At 36.9% G+C, this 23,079-nt stretch carries 18 protein-coding genes; 11 read left to right on the plus strand and 7 right to left on the minus strand.

Features of this window, described 5'->3' with window-relative positions:
• Positions 1-62: 62 nt before the first annotated feature.
• Positions 63-473 (plus strand): BrxA/BrxB family bacilliredoxin, encoded by a 411-nt coding sequence (locus FLB_RS10000; RefSeq protein ID WP_064715809.1) that lies wholly within the window; start codon positions 63-65, stop codon positions 471-473.
• A 67-nt stretch (positions 474-540) separates the two neighbouring features.
• Here the strand turns inward: FLB_RS10000 and FLB_RS10005 are convergent, their stop codons facing one another.
• Genes FLB_RS10005 through FLB_RS10015 form a run of 3 tightly spaced genes read right to left on the minus strand, consistent with a single transcriptional unit; the run spans position 541 to position 6,201 of the window.
• A complete protein-coding gene (locus FLB_RS10005; protein ID WP_064715810.1) occupies positions 541-1,911 on the minus strand; it encodes an efflux transporter outer membrane subunit in 1,371 nt (456 codons plus the stop codon).
• Positions 1,901-5,059, minus strand: a complete 3,159-nt coding sequence (locus FLB_RS10010; RefSeq protein WP_064715811.1) for an efflux RND transporter permease subunit — start codon at positions 5,057-5,059, stop codon at positions 1,901-1,903. Before FLB_RS10010 ends, FLB_RS10005 begins: the two co-directional genes overlap by 11 nt.
• Before the next feature lie 2 nt (positions 5,060-5,061).
• The gene (locus FLB_RS10015; protein ID WP_064715874.1) at positions 5,062-6,201 is read right to left on the minus strand and encodes an efflux RND transporter periplasmic adaptor subunit; all 1,140 of its coding nucleotides are present in this window, start codon (positions 6,199-6,201) and stop codon (positions 5,062-5,064) included.
• Positions 6,202-6,728: 527 nt separating this feature from the next.
• Between FLB_RS10015 and FLB_RS10020 the strand changes: the two genes are divergently transcribed.
• The 10 genes from FLB_RS10020 to FLB_RS10065 all read left to right on the plus strand — a co-directional run bounded on the left by FLB_RS10020 (position 6,729) and on the right by FLB_RS10065 (position 17,806).
• Positions 6,729-8,087: a rhodanese-related sulfurtransferase gene (locus FLB_RS10020; protein WP_064715812.1), complete on the plus strand. Its 1,359-nt coding sequence runs from the start codon at positions 6,729-6,731 to the stop codon at positions 8,085-8,087.
• Between the two features lie 143 nt (positions 8,088-8,230).
• Positions 8,231-9,472 carry a peptidase U32 family protein gene (locus tag FLB_RS10025; RefSeq protein WP_064715813.1) on the plus strand — a complete coding sequence of 414 codons (1,242 nt, stop codon included), beginning with the start codon at positions 8,231-8,233 and terminating at the stop codon, positions 9,470-9,472.
• Positions 9,472-9,702 carry a ferredoxin gene (locus tag FLB_RS10030; RefSeq protein WP_024980634.1) on the plus strand — a complete coding sequence of 77 codons (231 nt, stop codon included), beginning with the start codon at positions 9,472-9,474 and terminating at the stop codon, positions 9,700-9,702. Before FLB_RS10025 ends, FLB_RS10030 begins: the two co-directional genes overlap by 1 nt.
• Before the next feature lie 281 nt (positions 9,703-9,983).
• Positions 9,984-10,460 (plus strand): RDD family protein, encoded by a 477-nt coding sequence (locus FLB_RS10035; protein ID WP_064715814.1) that lies wholly within the window; start codon positions 9,984-9,986, stop codon positions 10,458-10,460.
• A 290-nt stretch (positions 10,461-10,750) separates the two neighbouring features.
• A complete protein-coding gene (locus FLB_RS10040; RefSeq protein WP_064715815.1) occupies positions 10,751-11,881 on the plus strand; it encodes an ATP-binding protein in 1,131 nt (376 codons plus the stop codon).
• 183 nt (positions 11,882-12,064) lie between these two features.
• A complete protein-coding gene (locus FLB_RS10045; protein WP_064715816.1) occupies positions 12,065-13,387 on the plus strand; it encodes a stage 0 sporulation family protein in 1,323 nt (440 codons plus the stop codon).
• The gene (locus FLB_RS10050; protein ID WP_064715817.1) at positions 13,371-13,850 is read left to right on the plus strand and encodes a gliding motility lipoprotein GldH; all 480 of its coding nucleotides are present in this window, start codon (positions 13,371-13,373) and stop codon (positions 13,848-13,850) included. The genes FLB_RS10045 and FLB_RS10050 overlap by 17 nt, the downstream gene beginning before the upstream one ends.
• Before the next feature lie 4 nt (positions 13,851-13,854).
• A complete protein-coding gene (locus FLB_RS10055; protein WP_064715818.1) occupies positions 13,855-16,176 on the plus strand; it encodes a penicillin-binding protein 1A in 2,322 nt (773 codons plus the stop codon).
• 145 nt (positions 16,177-16,321) lie between these two features.
• Entirely contained in the window at positions 16,322-17,020 is a 699-nt protein-coding gene (locus tag FLB_RS10060) for a CoA transferase subunit A (protein WP_064715819.1), read from the plus strand.
• Positions 17,021-17,149: 129 nt separating this feature from the next.
• On the plus strand, positions 17,150-17,806 hold the full coding sequence (locus FLB_RS10065; RefSeq protein ID WP_064715820.1) for a CoA transferase subunit B: 657 nt from the start codon (positions 17,150-17,152) through the stop codon (positions 17,804-17,806).
• Between the two features lie 71 nt (positions 17,807-17,877).
• On the opposite strand, the gene FLB_RS10070 is transcribed toward FLB_RS10065, so the two are convergent.
• From FLB_RS10070 to FLB_RS10085, 4 genes are all read right to left on the minus strand, one after another.
• Positions 17,878-18,900 (minus strand): phosphotransferase enzyme family protein, encoded by a 1,023-nt coding sequence (locus FLB_RS10070; protein ID WP_064715821.1) that lies wholly within the window; start codon positions 18,898-18,900, stop codon positions 17,878-17,880.
• On the minus strand, positions 18,897-19,769 hold the full coding sequence (locus FLB_RS10075) for an NDP-sugar synthase (RefSeq protein ID WP_064715822.1): 873 nt from the start codon (positions 19,767-19,769) through the stop codon (positions 18,897-18,899). The genes FLB_RS10070 and FLB_RS10075 overlap by 4 nt, the downstream gene beginning before the upstream one ends.
• A gap of 65 nt (positions 19,770-19,834) precedes the next feature.
• Positions 19,835-21,436, minus strand: coding sequence for a fumarate hydratase (locus tag FLB_RS10080; RefSeq protein ID WP_064715823.1), 1,602 nt, complete (start codon positions 21,434-21,436; stop codon positions 19,835-19,837).
• 201 nt (positions 21,437-21,637) lie between these two features.
• Complete coding sequence (locus FLB_RS10085; RefSeq protein WP_064715824.1) at positions 21,638-23,077, minus strand: nucleoside recognition domain-containing protein; 1,440 nt, start codon at positions 23,075-23,077, stop codon at positions 21,638-21,640.
• Between the last annotated feature and the right edge of the window lie 2 nt (positions 23,078-23,079).

A 23,079-nucleotide genomic window follows, 5' to 3' on the forward strand; every position in this document is an offset into this window, starting at 1 on the left:
TATAATTTTTTGGCAAACTTTGTAACTTTGCGCCTTAATTCAGTTAACTAAAAATAAAAAATATGTATCCACAAGATATGGTTTTACCGATGCAAGCAGAATTAACTGCTGCTGGTTTCCTAGATTTACATAATGCAGCAGAAGTAGATGCTGCTATAAAAGCAGAAGGAACAACATTAGTAGTTGTGAATTCTGTATGCGGATGTGCTGCAAGAAATGCACGTCCAGGAGCTAAAATGAGTTTAGATGGAGCAAAAAAACCAGACCATTTAATTACTGTTTTCGCTGGTGTTGACAAAGAAGCGGTTGATGCTGCAAGACAACACATGTTCCCTTTTCCTCCATCTTCGCCTTCAATGGCTTTGTTCAAAAACGGAGAATTAGTACATATGTTGGAACGTCATCACATTGAAGGTCGTCCAGCAGAAATGATTGCAGAAAACCTACAAGACGCTTTCAACGAATTTTGCTAGTTGTATTATTTTTACAGAGCATAAAAAAACATCCGAATACGGATGTTTTTTTATGCTCTCTATATTTTTAATTCCAACCACCTCCCAAGGATTTGTATAATTGAACCATAGCAACTAGTTGTCTTTGTGATAGTTGTGACAAACTAATTTCTGCATCAAATAACGAACGTTGTACATCCAATACTTCTAAATACGAAACATAACCATTATAATATCTCGCATAGGATAATTCATAATTCTTTTTTGCAGCAGCGACCTGACGGCTTCTTGCTTCATATTCCTCTTTTAAAGTGGAAGCATTTTGAATCGCATTTTCTACTTCGGCAATAGCAACTAAATACGTTTTCTCATAACTAATTTTAGATTGTTCTGCCAATTGTCTATTGATTTCGACACGTCTTTTATTTTTTCCAAATTGAAACAATGGCCCAGTTATACCAACAGAAGCATTATCTCTATAAGAACCATCATTAAACAAATCGCCAATTTTTGGAGTCGCTAATCCTGCGAAAGCTGCAATATTAAAAGATGGAAAACGCATCGCTTGCGCCACTCCAATTCTTTCATGAGCCGCAATGTATTGCAATTCTGCTCTTTTTACATCGGGACGATTTTGTAACAATGATGATGGAATGGCAGTAGGCAAATCGGTTACCATCAATTGATCTTTATTCATCTTACCTCGTTCAATCGGACCCGGTATTTGACCAATTAAAATAGAGATGGTGTTCTCTAATACCGTGATTTGTCTTTTAATATTAGGCAAAGCCGCCTCAGCAATGGCTACTTGTTGTTCGATTTGCACTTTATCCAATTCAGAAGTATACCCGCTCTTGAAACGATCTGAAATGATTACGTAAGAATCCTGACGTGTCTTTAGAGTTTGCTTTGTGATTTCTAACTGATTGTCTAAATCTCTTAATTGAAAATAAGCGGTGGCAATATCGCTAACAATTCCAGCCATAACCGTTTTTCGAGCTTCTTCAGTTGCCAACAATTCATTTTGAACGGCTCTATTTTCGTGGCGCAATTTACCCCAGAAATCAATTTCCCAGGACATATTCCCTATTAATGATGAATTTTGAATAAAGTTTTGAGCCGTATTAGCTCCAGCACTGTACTGAAAAGAAGGAAAAACATTGGCCTTAGTAAATCCTAAATTGGCTTTGGCTTGCTCTAAACGAGAAACCGCGGTTCTTAAATCAAAATTGTTTTCAATGCCTTTGTTAATCAAATTTTTTAGTACCTCATCATTAAAGATGTCAAACCATTTTACATTTAAAATAGTCTTGGTAGTATCTGCATTTTTTGCATATTGAAATTTGCTTGCTGCATTTTCCTGAAATTCGGGAGCTTTATATTTCGGACCCACCAAACAACTAGTAGGCAATAATGCCAATACCACAAGTAGGGCGCCAAATTTTAATTTATTCTTCATGACTGATAGATTTTGTAGATTCAACCGCATTTTCTTGATGTTTCTTTTTACCAACTCTTTCCACAAAAACGAATAAGACTGGAATAAAACATACCCCCATAATTGTAGCCACTAGCATTCCACTAAACACCGTCATTCCCATTACTTTTCTGGCCTGTGCCCCCGCTCCAGAAGCAGTCAACAAAGGAACAACACCTAAAATAAAGGCAAAAGCCGTCATCAAAATTGGTCGAAATCGCAACTTAGCAGCGGTCAAAGCAGCTTCCACCAATGGCACTCCTTTTTCGTATTCGGCTTTGGCGAACTCTACAATAAGAATAGCATTTTTGGCTGCTAATCCAATAAGCATTACCAATCCAATCTGAGCAAAAACATTGTTCACATAATCAGGACTAAATAACTTACAGAGATATAATCCCAAAAAGGCTCCAAAAACAGCAAAAGGTGTTCCTAACAATACACTAAAGGGTAATTTCCAGCTTTCGTATTGGGCTGCTAAGATCAAGAATACGAACAAAATAGCCATGATAAAAACGGTAGCACCTTTTCCCTCGGCTTGTTTTTCTTGATAACTCATAGCCGACCATTGATAGCCCATGTCGGTAGGTAGTACTTTTAAAGCCGTTTCTTCTAGCGCTACTCTAGCCTCAGAAGAGGTGTATCCTGGAGCAGGTGATCCACCAATTTCTGCAGATCTATACAAGTTAAAACGAGTCGTAAACTCAGGGCCACTCTCCTTTTTGATGGTAGCAATACTCGAAATAGGGATCATAATATTGTCTTTACTTCGAACAAATATTTTATTAATATCTTCGGGATTTAGTGTAAAACTTGGAGCAGCCTGAATCAATACAATATATTGACGCCCAAATCGGTTGAACTCATTGACATATTGCCCTCCTAAACTGGCTCCAATGGCTAAATTAACCTCTGAAAGAGACAAATTCAATTCGGTTACTTTGTCCCGATCAATATCCAAACTAATTTGAGGAACATAAGGATTAAAGGTCGTTCTCACGCTTCCAATTTCAGGTCGTTTTCTAGCCTCAGCCATAAAACGTTGGGCATTTTCAAACAAATACTGTGGTGTTTTCCCAGCTCTGTCTTGTAACATCATCGAAAAACCAGCTGCATTTCCGATACCACTAATTGGTGGTGGTCCAAACGCAAAAGCTGTCGCTTCTGGAACGGCATAAACCAACTTACCATTTATTTCTTGAATAATTTTAAAGACATCCTTGTCTCTTTTTTTCCATTCTTTTAAGGAAATGAAAAAGAAGCCGTTATTGGTAGCCATCGAATTTTTCAATAAACTATAGCCTGATACCGTAGTGTAATATTCGATCCCTTCAATTGAACCTAAAATACCTTCAATTTTTTTACAAACCGCTTCAGTTCTATGTAAAGAAGAGGCACCCGGTAATTCAACATTGACAAACAAATATCCTTGATCTTCTTCGGGTACAAATCCTGACGGAATTTTACTACCCAATATTGCAATAGCTCCTATCATTATTCCAATAAAAATAAAACTACGAACCGTTTTTTTGATTAAGAATGCGGTAAATCCAGTATATTTATTGGTAAATGATTCGAATTTTTGATTGAATGCCTTAAAGAATTTTCCTAACCATCCTTTTGGTTCTTGATTTGGCTTCAATAAAATAGAACACAAGGCAGGACTAAGCGTAAGTGCACTAATCGCAGAGAAAATTACTGATATTGCAATGGTTATTGCGAATTGTTGGTACAAACGCCCTGTAATCCCTGGAGTCATGGCAACAGGAATAAATACCGCGGTCAAAACCACTGCAATAGCAATTACTGGACCTGAAACTTCTTTCATGGCCTTGTTGGTCGCTTCTCGTGGAGACAACCCATGTTCGATATGATGCATCACTGCCTCTACCACTACAATGGCATCATCGACCACAATCCCGATGGCTAACACCAAACCTAAAAGCGATAAAACGTTGATTGAAAATCCGAGTAGCGGAAACAACATAAATACCCCAATTAAAGATACCGGTACGGTAAGCAAAGGAATAATAGTAGCTCTCCAGTTTTGTAAAAAGATAAAAACTACAATAATCACCAAAAATATCGCCTCTAAAAGCGTGTGCATGATTTCACTTATCCCTTCAGTAATCGCCAAAGTAGTATCCAATGAAGTGTGGTAAGTTAAATCTTGAGGGAATTTTTTACTCAATTCCTCCATTGTTTTCTTTGCCTCGGCAGCTACTTCAAGTGCATTAGATCCTGGCATTTGTTTGATACCAATGGTTCCAGCAGGTTTCCCATTTAAAGCGCCTTTTGAAGCATAACTTTCGGTTCCTAAAGCAACGGTCGCTACGTCTTTTAGTCGCACTTGTTGATTACCAATATTTGATTTTAGAATAATATTTTCAAAATCTTTAATATCAACCAAACGATCTTTTAGTGTTACGTTGTAGGTAAACTCGTTTCCATCTTCTGCGGGTGGCGCACCAAATTTTCCTCCGGGCGCAATCGAGTTTTGATCCTTAATCGCACTCATAATATCCGGGATGGTCAATTTGTATTTGGCCAAAATATCGGGCTTCACCCAAATACGCATCGCATAATTACTTCCTCCAAAAATTACTACTTCACCCACCCCTTTGATTCTAGATAAAGCATCTACGATATTGATATTGGCATAATTCGTTAAAAAGTCGGAACTATAGGTGTTATTTGGAGAAGAAAGTGAGAACAGAAGTAACGGCATCGACAGTGACTTTTTGGTCGTAACTCCCGTATTTTTAACATCAACTGGCAAAGTCGAGGTGGCTGAAGCCACACGGTTTTGGGTCAACATCGTAGCATTATCCAAATCGGTTCCCATGTCAAAGGTTACCGACAAAGACATACTTCCGTCACCTGTATTGGTAGACTGCATGTACAACATGTTTTCTACACCATTTACTTTTTGTTCGATTGGAGTGGCAACGGCTTGTTCTACGTTTAACGCGTTAGCACCTCGATAACTGGTTTGAATTTGAACCACTGGTGGCGCAATTTCAGGGTATTGTGCAATTGGGGTCTCTAGAATTGATAGCCCCCCAATTATTACCATAAAAATGGACAAAACTATGGCTACAATGGGCCTTCTTACAAAAAAATTATCCATGATTATTTCGCTTTTTTATCTACTGTTGCAAAAGGAACAGGAGTTACTACTGAGCCGGGCTGAATAAACATACTTCCTGTTATTGCTACTCTATCTCCTACATTGATACCTTTAGTGATTACCCAATCATCTCCTACTTTGGTGCCTACTTCCACAATACGAACTTGAATTTTATTTTCTTTATCAATAACTAATACTTGATAAATTCCTTGTAATTCGGTCACTGCTTTTTGAGGAATTGCAATGGCGTTTCGTTGGTTTTCTATTAAGGCTCTTACTTTGGAAAATTGTCCAGAACGCAAGTTATTTTCTGGATTAGAGAACGTCGTTTCGATAGTCATGGTTCCTGTTGTAGGATCGATTTTGGCATCCGAAAAATTCAAGACTCCTTTATAAGGATGCACACTTCCGTCTGAAAGTAACAGTTCAATATCATTGGTAGTATTATCTTTACTTAAATTTTTCTTCTTACGATATTCTAAATATTCTGCTTCACTGATGGTGAATCGTACTCTAACGTTATCTAAAAGAGAAACTGTATTTAATTTAGAAGAATTTCCTATTCTAGAAATATAATCTCCAACTCTGGCATTACTTATTCCTATGACTCCATTAATAGGTGACATTATATTACAATAACTACGCTCTAACTTTTGATTACGTAATGTGGCTTGAGTACTTTCATAGTTAGAACGAGCTGCTTTAGCTTTAGCAACAGCTGCATCCAATTCGCGCTGGCTAACCGCATTCATATCGGCTAAAGGACGAATCCTTTTCAATTCTTCCTCAGCATTAACGAGATTACTTTGTGATACAGCCACTTGTCCTTTTACCTGATCTACTTTAGTGTCATATTCTAAGGGATCTATCGTATACAGTAACTGTCCTTTTTTCACCTTCTGCCCTTCAATAAAGTGAATACCAGTCAAAATACCATCCACTCTAGCCGTCAAATCGATATCCAAATCTCCAAACGTTTGTGCTGCAAATTCTTTATAGATAGGAACATCTTTGGCTTCAACTGTTATAAAAGGAGCAGGGATTGGAGGTGGTGCCTGACTTTCTTTTTTATTACATGAAACAAGAAAAACAAATGAAAAAAACAGTACAATACTCTTCTTATAATTCTCAACTAAGCCCATTTTATGTTTTTTTAGGTTGATAGTAAATACAATTCTATCAAATTTAACTAAAAAATATACACTAAACATGGCGAAATGGTTAATTTGAAAAAAATTATGTGTCATTTATGTAAAATTTATGAATGAATACCAAGTCTTCTTTTATCTCATCTTAAATGCAATATTTTTTTAAATCACTGACTCAATATAGGTTAATAAAAACTCAGCTTCAGGATTTTACCAGATTTGAATTTTATATTTCCCTCAAAAAAAGTCTTTATAATTTGACTTTTTTTATCATTTATTTATAACGTTTATGTTTTTTATTATGTAAAAAAAATTGTATTAACTCCCATGGCATGAATGAGTAAAAATGGCTTTGGTTTCACCCTTATTTTATATACTATTATTCTTAATATCGTTCTTTAACATTCTAAATCATTAGCTTCAAGAGGATTTTTATCACTTTTATTTAAAAAAGCAATACCTTTGCGCCCGAATTCTTCCAATTAGAGTTCCTAATTTATTTCTCACTTAACGTTTATAGCATGCAACTGTACAACACCTTAAGCGCAGAAGAAAGAGCCGAGCTTATTGACCAAGCCGGAAAACAACGCCTCACGTTGTCTTTCTATGCGTATGCCAAAATTGAAGATCCTAAAAAATTTCGCGACGATTTGTTTATCGAATGGAATAAATTGGATGCACTAGGCAGAACCTATGTAGCCAAAGAAGGCATCAACGCCCAAATGTCTGTCCCTGCCGAAAATTTAGAAGCCTTCCGCGAAACGCTAGAAGCTTATGAATTTATGCGCAACATTCGTTTGAATGTAGCCGTAGAACACGATGATCATTCGTTTTTGAAACTTACCGTAAAAGTGCGCGACAAAATTGTGGCAGACGGATTAAACGACGATACCTTTGATGTCACCAATATTGGAGTGCATCTAAAAGCCAAGGAATTCAACGAAATATTAGAAGATCCCAATACGATTGTAGTTGATTTTAGAAACCATTACGAAAGTGAAATTGGACATTTTAAAGGCGCAATTACTCCTGATGTGGAAACGTTTCGCGAATCGTTGCCTATCATTAACGAACAATTACAGGATTTTAAAGAAGATAAAAATCTAGTGATGTATTGCACGGGTGGAATTCGTTGCGAAAAAGCTTCGGCTTACTTCAAACACCAAGGATTTAAAAATGTTTTCCAATTAGAAGGAGGCATCATCAATTACGCCAAGCAAATCAAAGAAGAGAATCTAGAAAGCAAATTTATCGGAAAGAATTTCGTTTTTGACCATCGTTTGGGTGAGCGCATCACAGACGATATTGTTTCGCAATGTCATCAATGCGGAAAACCTTGCGATAATCATACCAACTGCGAAAATGTAGGCTGTCATTTGTTGTTCATTCAATGTGACGAATGCAAAGAAGCCATGCAAAATTGTTGTTCTAACGAATGTTTAGACATCATCAACTTACCATTAGTAGAGCAAGTAAAATTGAGAAAAGGCATACAAGTCGGTAACAAAGTCTTCCGAAAAGGAAAATCGGATAAATTGCCTTTCAAGCATTCAGGCGAGCTTTCGGACACACCATTGGCAGTTGCCACGACTCCAACCAAAATTCGCCAAAGAATCAAAATCAAAAAAACACTTTTAGGCAAAGCCGAACATTATTTTGTAAAAGCGCAAGTTGCTCTTTTTGTTATTGAAAATAATGAACTACAAGTAGGAGACACCATTTTAATTTCGGGCCCGACTACAGGAAATGAACAACTTGTACTCGAAAAAATGTTAGTTAACGGCATCGAAAAAACAATCGCACAAGCAGGCGACAAAGTAACATTTGAAGTGCCTTTTAGAGTCCGTTTATCTGATACATTGTATAAAATTTTAAAATAGTTTTTCCAAACTTTCATCCATCACCTTTGTCAAAGTTCTAAACTTTGACAAAGGTTCACAAAATAAATTAGACACAGATTTCACAAATTCACACAGATTAATCTGTGGAAATCTGTGAAATCTGTGTCAAAACAATACACACAATGACAACAAACAACAAAATAGAATTAATGGCACCTGCTGGGAATTTCGAATCCTTGCAAGCCGCTTTAGACAATGGATGTGATTCCGTATATTTTGGAGTAGAACAGCTCAATATGCGTGCCCGCGCCTCGGTAAACTTCACTATGGATGATTTAGTCGAAATCGCCAAACGCTGCGAAGCCAAAAATGTACGCAGTTACTTGACCTTAAACACCATCATTTATGACCACGATTTATCTGTGGTCAAAACTTTAATCAACAAAGCTAAAGAAGCCAACATCACTGCAGTGATTGCTTCCGATCAAGCCGTAATTGCTATGGCTCGAAGCGTTGGAATGGAAGTTCACATTTCTACACAATTGAATGTGACCAATATCGAAACCATCAAATTCTACAGCCTTTTTGCCGATACTATGGTATTGAGTCGCGAATTGAGTTTGCGTCAAGTAAAAAAAATCACCGAACAAATCGAAAAAGAACAAATCAAAGGCCCTAACGGGAATTTGGTCGAGATCGAAATCTTTGGTCACGGCGCTTTGTGTATGGCCGTTTCGGGTAAATGCTATTTGAGTCTGCACTCGAATAACTCCTCAGCCAACCGTGGAGCTTGCAAACAAAACTGTCGTAAAAAATATACCGTAATCGACCAAGAAACCGGTTTCGAAATCGAATTGGACAACGAGTATATGATGTCCCCCAAAGATTTATGCACCCTAGATTTCCTAGACCAAGTCATCGATTCAGGCATTCAAGTCCTCAAAATAGAAGGGCGTGGCCGTGCTCCAGAATATGTAGCCACCGTAATCAAAACCTACCGCGAAGCGATTGACGCCTACTATGACGGCACGTTCTCCAAAGACAAAATCGCCGTTTGGATGGAGGCTTTGAATACCGTATACAACCGCGGATTTTGGTCGGGTTATTATTTAGGACAAGAATTGGGCGAATGGAGCGATGTTTCCGGTTCTGTAGCTACGCAAAAGAAAGTCTATGTAGGCAAAGGCACCCATTTCTTTCCCAAAGCCGAAATTGGTCAATTCAAAATCGAAGCCTATGACATCAAAGTGGGCGATAAAATTTTGGTAACGGGTCCAAGCACGGGCGCACAAGAAATGATTATCGAAGAAATGTTTGTCAATGATACCTCGGCAGAGCGTGCTACCAAAGGAGACGATTGCACCCTCAAACTGCCGTTCAGAATCCGTATGTCCGACAAATTATACAAAATAGTAGAAGCCTAATGGTCATCATCACCTTACAAAGAGACAAATGCATCGGTTGCAATTACTGCGTAGAAATGGCGCCCGTACAATTTCAAATGTCCAAAAAAGACGGTAAATCGGTACTCATCAAAAGTGTCAATGCCAAAGGTTTTTACACCCTAAAATCACCCGACCACACCATCGTAGAAAGTTGCGAACTCGCCGCAAAGGCTTGTCCCGTAAAAATTATTTCGGTCAAAGAAACCTAGAAACTAATTCTCTTTAGGAGCAGAAAAAATAGGCATTTTTAAGAAACAATGGTCCCGCTATCCGTTTCAATCTTTGCGGGCTGAACCCCAGCCCACAAAGGATTTCCACTACTATCGGGGCTAAAGAGCCACAATTGGCATCTTTAGTAACAATCATAAATGAAATAACCTAAACCATCACAATCTCTTTTGTGGTGGTTTTTTTGTTTTAATTTGTAAGAAATAAAACAATATATTTGATTATCATTTCAAAAAAGCAATCTTAATAAATACTAACAAATATGAATATAGAAAAAAATCTTGCAGAGAGAGGCAAAAGATTCGGAGCCTATCTAATTGATATAATTCCAATTATTTTAATGGTTTTTTTTATTTTCTATCTGTTTTTAGATTTTGATAAGACTTTAACTAATTATCTTAATCGAGGTAGCGAAATAGAACCAAGAATCCAGTTTTTAAAAGAAAGGAATTGGATTAGAGAAACTTCATTCATAATTTGGATTTTATATTGTATCATAATGGAAAGTTCAAAATATCAAGGAACTTTCGGAAAACACATAATGGGGATTAAAGTTATTGATGAGAATGGTACTAGGTTGAGTTTTTCAAAATCAACAGCCAGAAACATTAGCAAAATTGTTTCCTATTTGATTTTAGCATTAGGTTTTTTATGGATCCTATTTGATAAGAAAAAACAAGGATGGCATGATAAGCTTAGTAAGACGTTTGTCGTTAATAAAGAGTTTCAAAATATTTAGAATTAATAATTAAACAGATAAACTATCGGGGCTAAAGAGCCACAATTGGCATCTTTAGTAACAATCATAAATGAAATAACCTAAACCATCACAATCCTTTTTGTGGTGGTTTTTATTTTTAACCCAAACTTATATGTCCTAAAATGCCATAAATGGTTCAAAAAACATAATTATTTTGGAATCAATTCCAAAATAAACATAATAATTTTGGAATCAATTCCAAAATAAACATAATAATTTTGGAATTTTAATCAAAAAAACTACATTTGTTTCTTTAAAATCAATGCTTTATGGTTACAAGAGCACAAACTGATTACGCAAAAGCCCGTTTATTCAAAGGGAAGGCCTTACTTATTTTTGGTCCAAGACAAGTGGGCAAGACAACTTTTGTACAACATCTAGTGGCAGACCTGGACAAAAAAACACTTTTCTTAAACGGAGACGAATCGGATGTGCTTACTTTATTCGAAAATCCTAACGTAACCAAACTCAAAAATATAATTGGCGACAATGAGATTTTAGTGATTGACGAAGCACAACGTGTGACAAACATTGGTATTGTTCTCAAAATAATCGTAGATCAAATCAAATCTGTACAAGTTATTGCTACGGGCTCCTCGAGTTTTGAATTGGCCAACAAACTCAACGAGCCCCTAACAGGTAGAAAATATGAAATGTATTTATTCCCTATTGTCTTCTCAGAAATGGTTACCCACAATGGACTCTTAGAAGAAAAAAGAAATATAGAACAACGACTAATCTACGGTAATTACCCAGAAATCATAAGCAACCCAGTTGATGCAAAAGAACACATCAAACTCATCGCGAATAGTTATTTATACAAAGATTTATTTCTATTGGATCAAATAGCAAAACCTGTAGTGCTCCAGAAAATAGTAAAAGCATTGGCACTACAAGTAGGCAGCGAGGTAAATTACAATGAATTGAGCAAACTGATACAAATTGATAATAAAACCGTTGAAAAATACATTGACCTATTAGAAAAGGCTTTTGTGATATTCAAACTACCGGCTTTTGCTAACAATGTCCGAAATGAAATTAAAAAAGGAAAGAAAATATATTTTTATGACAATGGTATTATCAATGCAGTTACAGGTAATTTCAATGGAATAAACCAAAGAAACGACATAGGAAACTTATGGGAAAACTATATCATCAGCGAACGCATAAAATATTTAAATATCCAACAAGAAGAAGCAGATTGCCATTTTTGGAGAACTACACAACAGCAAGAAATTGATTATATCGAAAAAAGAAATGACCAACTTTTAGCTTGTGAAATCAAATGGAATAGTGCTGCAAAATATAAAATTCCAAGTACTTTTTTAGACAATTATAGCAATGTAACGACAACAATAGTCAACCCAACTAACTACGAAGAATTTTTATTAACCAAGTAATAAATCTAAAATTGATTGATCTCATTCAAAAAAATCACAATTAAAACTCCAATTATTTTAGTATAATTTTAAGACGCATCCTTATTTTTTACCGTTGTAACATACAATTAAAAAATACTATCTTTACCGATTAAATTTAAGTAAGAACTCAAGTTGCTTTTTTGGCAACACTACAATATAATTATGGCTTGTACAAGTTGTTCAACTTCCGATGGTGGCGCACCAAAGGGGTGTAAAAATAATGGGACTTGCGGCACCGATAGCTGCAACAAATTAACCGTTTTTGATTGGCTTTCGAACATGAGTTTACCCAATGGCGAAGCGCCTTTTGACTGTGTCGAAGTACGTTTCAAAAACGGAAGAAAAGAATTTTACCGCAATACCGAAAAACTAACCTTAAGTATGGGAGACATCGTGGCAACGGTAGCTTCACCTGGTCACGATATCGGAATTGTTACCCTAACTGGCGAGTTGGTAAAAATTCAAATGAAGAAAAAAGGAGTCAACCACAACAGCAACGAAATCCCAAAAATATACCGAAAAGCCTCTCAAAAAGACATCGATATTTGGTCTGCCGCTCGAGATAAAGAAGAACCCATGAAAGTTCGTGCACGTGAATTGGCAATTCAACACAAATTAGAAATGAAAATTTCGGATATCGAATTTCAAGGTGATGGTTCCAAAGCAACTTTTTACTATACCGCCAACGACCGTGTAGATTTTAGAATGTTGATTAAGGATTTTGCCAAAGAATTCAGCACAAGAGTCGAAATGAAACAAGTAGGTTTCCGTCAAGAAGCCGCTCGTTTAGGAGGAATCGGTTCTTGCGGAAGAGAACTATGTTGCTCGACTTGGTTGACCGATTTTAGAAGTGTGAATACTTCTGCAGCACGTTACCAACAGTTGTCATTGAATCCACAAAAATTGGCGGGACAATGCGGGAAATTAAAATGTTGTTTGAATTATGAGTTAGACACCTACATGGATGCTTTGAAGCATTTTCCAAATTTCGACACCAAATTAGTGACCGAAAAAGGAGATGCTATCTGCCAAAAACAAGATATTTTCAAAGGCTTAATGTGGTTTGCTTACACGAATAACTTTGCCAATTGGCACGTGCTTAAAATTGAACAAGTACACGAAATCATTGCCGAGAACAAACTAAAAAACAAAGTTTCGTCTTTAGAAGACTATGCTATAGAAGTGGTAGCCGAACCAGAGAAAAACTTTAATAACGCTATGGGGCAAGAGAGTTTAACTCGTTTTGACCAGCCCAAAGCTAAAAAAAGACCTTCGAAAAAACGCAAAACAAATGCTGGAGCAACGGCAAATGCAGCTACCGCACCAGCTATAGCTCCTAACAAACCTGCTGCTCAAAATGGCAACAAAAAAAGACCTCACAACAACAAAAATAGAGGCAATGCTAATGAAAAAAAGCCTAACCCTAATACACCCAATGAACCTAGAAAACCTATAATTATTACTAAAAATGGGGATAAAAAATAGTTGTATCTTATTTGCTGTAGTCTTACTTTTTTTGGCCTGCGACAAAAAAAGAGTTTTTGACGAATACAAAACAGTAGGCAGCGGTTGGAACAAAGACAGCATTGTTTCCTTCGATTTGCCTGCATTGGACTCCACGCAACAATACAATTTGTTTGTGAATTTGAGAGCCAATGACGATTATAAATTCAATAATATCTTTTTGATTGTGGCTATGGAACAAAAAAATGGCTTCACCAAAGTAGATACTTTAGAATACCAAATGGCCAACCCTGACGGAACTTTGTTAGGCAATGGCTTTACGGATTTAAAAGAAAGCAAACTTTTTTACAAAGAAAAAGTTAGATTTAAAGGACAATTCAAAGTATACATCAAACAAGCTTTGAGAGAAAACGGCAAAGTACCCGGTGTATCCGTTTTGGATGGCATTACCGACGTAGGTTTTAGAATAGAAACAATAGAGTAAAATTATGGCAGTTAGAAAAAATAACACATCGTCTAAAGCAATTGATAAAGACATCAATTACTATAAAAAGAAGTTCTGGAAAATCTACTTTTATGGTTTGGGCATTTTGGCTCTTTTCTTCCTTTTTGCCTCCTGGGGACTGTTTGGTTCTATGCCTTCTTTTGAAGATTTAGAAAATCCAGACTCTAATTTGGCTACCGAAATCATTTCGTCAGATGGAGTAGTTTTAGGAAAATATTTTCAAAAGAATCGTTCGCAACTCAAGTATTCTGATTTACCGAAAAACTTGGTAGATGCCTTAGTGGCTACCGAAGATGCGCGTTTTTATGAGCATTCAGGAATTGATGGTAGAGGAACTTTGAGAGCGATTGTAAGTTTAGGAACTAGTGGTGGCGCCAGTACACTTACCCAACAATTGGCTAAGCAATTATTTCACGGAGAAGGTTCTAAATTTTTACCTTTCCGTATCGTTCAAAAAATGAAAGAATGGATTATCGCCATTCGTTTGGAACGTCAATACACCAAAAACGAAATTATTGCCATGTATTGCAATGTCTATGATTTTGGGAACAACTCCGTTGGCGTTAGCTCGGCAGCAAAAACCTATTTTTCCAAAGCACCAAAAGATTTAACCATAGATGAGTCGGCTATTTTAGTAGGAATGTTCAAAAACTCAGGACTCTACAATCCTATTCGCAATCCAGAAGGAGTAAAAAACCGTCGAAATGTAGTGTTGCACCAAATGGAAAAAGCCAAGATTATCACCGAGCAACAAAAATTACAATTACAAAGTTTACCCATAAAACTTAACTTCAAACTAGAAACTCATAAAGATGGTATTGCTACTTATTTCAGAGAATACCTAAGAGATTACATGAAAAAATGGGTAGAGGAAAATAAAAAACCAGACGGTACAGATTATGATATCTACAAAGATGGTTTAAAGATTTATACGACCATCGATTCTAGAATGCAAACCTATGCAGAGGAAGCTGTTAACGCACATATGACTAACATGCAAGAAGAATTCTTTTTGCAACAAAAAGGCAATAAAAATGCGCCTTTCGTAAACATTACCGAAGCTGAAACACAACGTATCATGAACCAAGCCATGAAATCCTCTAACCGATGGAATGTCATGAAAGCTATGGAAAAAAGTGAAGACGAAATTATTGCTTCCTTCAAAGTAAAAACAAAAATGAAGATTTTCTCTTGGAAAGGAGAAATTGACACCGTAATGACTCCAATGGATTCTATTCGTTATTACAAGCACTTTTTACAATCAGGCTTAATGGCAATGGAGCCTCAAACTGGAAACATCAAAGCTTGGGTGGGCGGCATCAACTACAAGTATTTTCAATACGATCACGTAGGTCAAGGTGCGCGACAAGTGGGATCTACCTTCAAGCCCTTTGTATATGCCACGGTTATCGAACAGCTCAACATGTCGCCTTGTGATTCTATCATTGATTCTCCTTTTATGATTCACAAAGGACGCCATCATGTTACTGAAGATTGGGAACCTAGAAACTCCGACAACAAATACCGAGGAATGGTTACATTGAAACAAGCTTTGGCCCATTCGATCAACACTATTTCAGCCAAATTGATTGACAAAGTTGGACCCGAAGCGGTTATCGAATTGACCCATAAATTAGGTGTAAAATCAGAAATCATTAATCAACCTTCAATTGCCTTAGGAGCTGTTGAAATTACGGTAGAAGATATGGTGGCTGCTTACAGTACATTTGCCAATCAAGGTGTCTATGTCAAACCACAGTTTTTGACCAAAATCGAAGACAAAAGCGGAGTGGTAATTTACGAACCAATCCCCGAATCACATGATGTTTTGAATAAAGACATTGCTTTTGCAGTCATTAAATTATTAGAAGGAGTAACCGAAAGTGGTTCTGGAGCAAGATTAAGAACCGAAGGCGGAGGAGCCGGAGACCATCGATGGACAGGCTATCCGTATATGTTTAGAAATCCAATTGCAGGAAAAACAGGAACTTCACAAAATCAATCCGATGGATGGTTTATGGGTATGGTACCAAATTTAGTTACCGGAGTTTGGGTAGGTTGCGAAGATCGTTCTGCTCGATTCAAAAGTTTAACCTACGGACAAGGCGCTGCCTCTGCACTACCGGTTTGGGGGTATTTTATGAAAAAATGTTATGAAGATCCCACTTTGCAAGTCTCCAAAGAACCTTTCGAGCGACCCGCAAACCTTAAGATTAAAGTAGACTGTTACACGCCCCGAAAAGCAACAGTTGTCGACACCACTGCGGTAGAAAACCAACAAACAACAGACGAATTCGAACAATAAAAACTACAACGGCAGTTCTTCAGCAGAACTGTCGTTTTTGTATTTAACAAATGAATCGATTATCTGTAAAAAATGCTCTCTAATTTTTTTTTCGAAATCGATTTCGAACTACATTTGCCTAAAAAAATTTCTAAAATAGAACTCCATGATAAATAAAACCGTTTCAACTGTTGATGATGCGCTACAAGGCATCGAAAACGGAATGACGCTGATGTTAGGTGGCTTTGGCCTTTGTGGAATACCCGAAAATTCCATTACAGCTTTAGTTGAAAAAGGCGTAAATGAATTAACTTGTATTTCAAACAACGCTGGTGTAGATGATTTTGGACTTGGTTTGCTTTTACAAAAAAAACAAATCAAAAAAATGATTTCTTCTTATGTAGGAGAAAATGCTGAGTTTGAACGCCAAATGCTTTCTGGGGAACTCGAAGTAGATTTGATTCCTCAGGGTACTTTAGCTGAACGTTGTCGTGCGGCTCAAGCTGGAATCCCCGCTTTTTTTACACCTGCGGGTTATGGAACTGAAGTTGCCAAAGGCAAAGAAGTACGAGAATTTAATGGAAAAATGCACATTATGGAAGAAGCTTTCAAAGCTGATTTTGCCATTGTAAAAGCTTGGAAAGGCGATACTGCAGGGAATTTAATCTTCAAAGGAACGGCTAGAAATTTTAATCCATGTATGTGTGGTGCCGCAAAAATCACCATTGCCGAAGTCGAAGAATTAGTCGAAGCAGGAACTTTAGATCCAAATCAAATTCACATTCCTGGAATACTAGTACAACGTATTTTTCAAGGTGAAAAATATGAAAAACGAATTGAACAAAGAACAGTTAGGAAAAGATAGTGTTCAGTGGTCAGTTTATTAGTATTCAGTCTGAAGCTAAAACTTAAATGACCTTAATTGCCTTATATGGTTTTAAAAAATATCTAAGATTCAGTTAAAAATAACTTATATGTTTCAAAAAAGAAAAGTATGTTAACAAAAGAAGATATCGCTAAACGCATTGCAAAAGAAGTACAAGACGGTTACTTTGTGAACCTTGGCATCGGGATTCCAACCTTGGTAGCCAATTATGTAAGAGAAGATATCTCAGTTGAATTTCAAAGCGAAAACGGGGTGTTAGGCATGGGACCTTTCCCATTTGAAGGGGAAGAAGACGCCGATTTGATTAATGCTGGAAAACAAACCATTACCACCTTGCCGGGCGCTAGTTTCTTTGATTCGGCCACAAGTTTCGGAATGATTAGAGGACAACATGTGGATTTAACCATCCTAGGCGCTATGGAAGTCGCTGAAAACGGAGACATTGCCAACTGGAAAATTCCAGGAAAAATGGTCAAAGGAATGGGAGGCGCCATGGATTTAGTGGCATCAGCAGATAATATTATCGTGGCCATGATGCACGTGAACAAAGCTGGTGAAAGTAAAATCCTGAAAAAATGCACCTTACCTTTAACTGGAGTAGGTTGCGTAAAAAAAGTAGTGACCGAATTGGCAGTTATGGAAATCACTCCCAAAGGATTTAAGCTTTTGGAAAGAGCTCCAGGCGTATCGGTAGAACATATCATTGCTTCTACGGAGGCCAACTTACTCATTGAAGGCGAAATTCCAGAAATGGTGATTGACTAGAAAAACAAGAAACCCACATAAGTACCATTACTGCTGTGGGTTTTTTTATAATAAAAAATTCATAGCCTGAACTATAAATTGAAATAACTACAAACTTGTGCTAACAAATGAATTTGAGTTTTAGCTCTTATTAAATTTTGTTCTTCATAAGATGTTGTATAATATTGATCGTTATCTAAGTAGTCTGCAAGAAAACGGCAAGCTTGCTCAAAAAGCAATAAAGGTAAGCTTAAATGAATTGCTTCGGCTTCTTTGGGTGTCATAAAAGAAAGCGCTTCCTGTGTGTATCCTTTCATAAAAGCTTCGTAGATTTTAGTATCAAAATTTACTTTGTTCAGCTCTTTTTCTTCCTCAGTGGCGGTATTCGTTCCTGTTCTTAAAGCATCGCCCACATCATGAAGAATACTTCCTGGCATGATCGTATCATAATCAATAATGCAAATAATATTGCCTTTTTCATCAAAAAGCATATTGCCAATTTTGGTGTCATTATGCACAACACGCAACGGAATTATACCTTCTTGAATAGCTAAAGCCACTGGTGCTACTTTAGCATAATAAAAGTTGAGTTGCTCTATTTCATCACTGGCATTGAACAAACGTTCTTTTGAAGCGCCCGTTAACTTATCCTTAAAATCATTATATCTTTTGGGCGTGTTATGAAAATCCGGAAGGGTATATTCCAATTCAGCAATTGGAAAATCTAGCAAGGCTTTATGAAATTGCGCCAAGAAAAATCCTGCTTTTTCAGCCATAATTGGCGATTCTATTTTTTCTTTGACAATTGAAGGAACATAAGCAGACAATTGCCAAATATCTTCTCCTTCTTGGGTATAAAACAAACCCTCTGCTGTGGAGTGAAACGTTATAGTAGGAAAACTAATTTGCTGTAAATACTTAGTAATCTTTATTTTATTATTCAAAAGAGCATGAATCTTAGGGAAAACGGTTTGATTCATTTTTTGTAAAACAAAATCGCCCTTTGAAGTCGATACTTTATACGTACTATTGATTAAGCCACTTTGCAGCACCACTACATCGTCGATAACTACATCTCCAAAAAAATTAGTTACTACTTTTGCAATTGCCATCATACTTTTTCGCTATACACTCCAGAATCGTGTAGTTTTTTTATCTGCTCAGCCGCTTTTTGTTTATCTTCTTGATACGTAATACCAATCCACTCTTCGTTGGTAGGAATCACCGAAATTTGATAAATACTAGCTTCAATCATAGCGGTAACCACATTTGGTAACTGATATTCTATCCCCAGATTGGCTTGCCATTTTTGAATAAAAGCATCCAAATCCTTTTCTAAGAAATCAAAAATAGCTGGTGTAAAACCCCACATATTCATAGAAACTAAAGTATTTTCGGCTAATGCTACCAGTTCTCCATTTGAAGTAGGATAAAAAATACCCTCCTTGGTTTTGCTAATTTTTTCTCTTTCGATAGAATCTTTCAGCAACCCATTTTCAACGTGAACTTCGGCTCGATTTACAGTGCCATTTTCGGATAAGGTCTTTAAAATTGGGAACACGATGGCACACGGATTTTCATATTGAGATAAATGCTTATAAGCTAAAGCAAAGGAATTTTGACCATAAAAATCATCAGCATTAATCAACAAAAAATTACCCTGAATAGCATTTTTAGCACACCATAAAGCATGAGCTGTTCCCCAAGGTTTGGCATTTTCGTGAACGATATTATTTCTTTCAATTTTTTTATCCTGAATCACAAAAGAAACGGGCAATTGTTGCTGCACCAAATAGCGCTCCGTAAGTACCGGAATCATTGGTTCTTGTACGATCAAAACCACGTTCCCAAAGCCTGCTTTTAAAGCATCATGAATGGAATAGTCCATAATGATTTGCCCCTGAGGCCCTAATCCGTCTAATTGTTTTAGTCCTCCATAACGAGAACCTAAACCTGCTGCTAAAACTAATAATGTGGGTTTCAAATAAAAATAGGATTACTAAAAAAGACTGTCTCATTAGAGACAGTCTTTTTAAAATGATTATAAAATTATAAATTTTCAAAAAAGTCATTTCCTTTATCATCTGTAATAATAAAAGCTGGGAAATCTTTAATGGTGATTTTGCGAACGGCCTCCATGCCTAATTCTTCAAAATCCACTACCTCAACAGAAAGAATATTCTCTTTTGCCAAAATAGCAGCTGGCCCACCGATAGATCCCAAATAGAATCCTCCATAGGTTTTACAAGCGTTCCTTACGTCTTTGGTTCGGTTACCTTTGGCAAGCATTACCATACTTCCGCCATTTTTTTGGAATTCTTCTACATACACATCCATACGACCTGCAGTTGTGGGTCCAAAACTTCCCGAAGGCATTCCTTCTGGTGTTTTGGCTGGTCCAGCATAATAAATAGGGTGGTTTTTAAAATATTCCGGCATCGGCTTTCCGGCATCTAACAACTCTTTTATTTTCGCATGTGCAATATCACGAGCTACAATCAAGGTTCCGTTTAGTTTTAATCGTGTTTTGATAGGATATTTAGACAACTCCGCCAAAATTTCTGGCATGGGTCGGTTCAAATCAATCTCGACAGCCGCTTCCAAATGAGGAGGTGTTTCTGGCAACAATCGTTTTGGATTTACTTCCAATTGTTCTACAAAAATACCGTCTTTCGTAATTTTCCCTTTGATATTTCTATCCGCAGAACAAGAAACTCCTAATCCCACTGGACAAGAAGCAGCATGGCGCGGCAAACGAATGACACGAACATCGTGTGTGAAATATTTACCTCCAAATTGTGCTCCAATCTGGCTTTCTTGGCAAATGATTTGTACTCTTTTCTCCCACTCCAAATCACGGAAAGCTTGTCCTGCCATATTTCCAGAAGTAGGTAAATGATCAAAATAACCTGCAGAAGCTTTTTTTACAGCGGCCAAATTAGCTTCGGCAGAAGTTCCTCCAATCACCAAAGCCAAGTGGTAAGGTGGGCAAGCAGATGTCCCCAAATCCATGATCTTAGCACGAATAAAAGCATCTAAAGATTTCTCATTTAATAATGATTTCGTTTGTTGGTATAAATACGTTTTATTTGCTGAGCCTCCACCTTTAGCTAAAAACAGAAATTCATATGAAGCTCCTTTTTTAGCATAAATATCAATTTGAGCCGGAAGGTTTGATCCTGAATTTTTTTCTTCAAACATGCTAATGGGTACAATTTGAGAATAACGAAGGTTTTTTTCTTGATAAGTATTAAAAATCCCTTTTGACAAATACTCAGCATCATCAACGCCGGTGTATACATTCTCTCCTTTTTTGGCCATCACAATAGCGGTTCCCGTATCTTGGCAAGAAGGCAATTCGCCATCGATAGCTACTACGGCATTTTGCAATAAATTATACGCTACAAAACGATCATTATCGGTCGCTTCGGGGTCATCCAAAATGGCTCTTAACTTTTCTAAATGCGAAGTACGCAACATAAAAGAAACGTCTCTCATCGCTTCTTGAGCCAATAATTCCAACCCTTTCGGGTCTACGTTTAAAATCTCACGTTCCCCTAATTGTTCAACTTTTACAAAATCGGAAGTAATTTTTCGGTATTGGGTTTCGTCTTTTAAAATAGGATAAGGATCCTGGTATATAAAGTCCATATTGTATTGTTTTTTGGAAGGTAAAGATAAGAATTGTTGAAATACTTACTATTGATTTTTGCTAGCTCTTCTTTTAGAATGGGTATAAATTAAAACATCATTATTATAGAATTGTTTTTTATTCCCTAATAGTTGCAATATTGACATTCACCAAACGGATTGAAATCCGTTGGGAGCGTATCATTATTTTATTACAATCATCTAAAAAAACCAGCTAGCCACGAAAATAGCCGTAATCACACAAATCACGTCTACCAACAACATCGTTCCTAAAGCATAACGGGTATTTTTGATATTTACCGAACCAAAATAAACCGCAATTACATAAAAAGTACTTTCGGCGCTGCATTGAAAAATACTACTGAGTCTTCCGGTCATCGAATCGGCTCCAAACGTATTCATGGAATCGATCAAAAAGCCGCGTGATCCTGCCGAGCTAAACGGTCTAAGCAAAGCTACTGGCAATGCATCGGTGATTTGTTTGTTAACTCCCATATTAGAAAAGGCAAAAGCAACCCAATTGCTCACAATTTCGAATAAACCACTATTTCGGAACAAAGAAATAGCGACCAACATACCCAAAACGTAGGGAAAAATCGTTACTCCTGTTTTCACTCCATTATTGGCTCCCGTTACAAAAGCTTCGTAAACGGTGGTGCCTGCCTCTGTAAATTTCTTTTCTTTTACAAAAGACAAAATCAGTGTAAAAGCAATAATGGCTACTAAAATTAAAGCTGAAAGATTAGAAGTAAAGTAATTTTTACCTATTAAATCCAAGTGATTCACATACATCAATAAACCTACAATAGCGGCGATTAAAACCATTAATCCTAGCACTAATGAAGCACTTTTGAAATTGATTTTTTGTTTTACGCCCACAATCAAGAAAGCCGCAATGGTTCCGATGAAAGAAGTGATAATACAAGGCAACATTACATCGGCTGGATTGCTAGCTCCTGCTGCAGCACGATAACCAATGATAGAAGTAGCAATCAATGTAAGTCCCGATGCGTGCAAACACATGAACATGATCTGCGCATCACTGGCTTTATCTTTTTCGGGATTGATGGTTTGCAAGCTTTCCATCGCTTTTAATCCAAATGGCGTGGCTGCGGAATCTAACCCTAAGAAATTTGCAGCAAAATTCAAGGTCATATAGGAAATCGAAGGATGATTTTTAGGAATACTAGGAAATACTTTTACGAACACTGGGCTCAATACTTTAGCTAGTTTTTCGGAAGCCCCTGAAATGATTAACAATTCCATCAGTCCACAGAAAAAAGCTAGGTAAGCCATCAATGGCAAGATCAAATCGAGCAACGTACTTTTACATGTTGGCAAAAGCCCATCAGATTTTTGAACGCCGCTAAATACTTTTACCACTTTGTTTTTATACACATAAGTAGTGTCAGCGTTTAGGGTGTCTCGGTTGATGACCATGGTTTGATCGGGTGCCTTTTTAAGACTGTCTTTGATAAAAACAGGCATTTGCTCTAGATAGTGTTCTGATAGTAAAATAGGATCGTCTTTTTTGCCATTCAAAACATGATCGATAGTATAACTATTGCCCGAAAACAAACTCACTACAACAAAAAGGATGGAAGAAATAAATATAACCAACCAAAATCTACTCAATACCATAA

Source organism: Flavobacterium succinicans (assembly GCF_001662485.1).
GTDB classification, from domain to species: domain Bacteria; phylum Bacteroidota; class Bacteroidia; order Flavobacteriales; family Flavobacteriaceae; genus Flavobacterium; species Flavobacterium succinicans_A.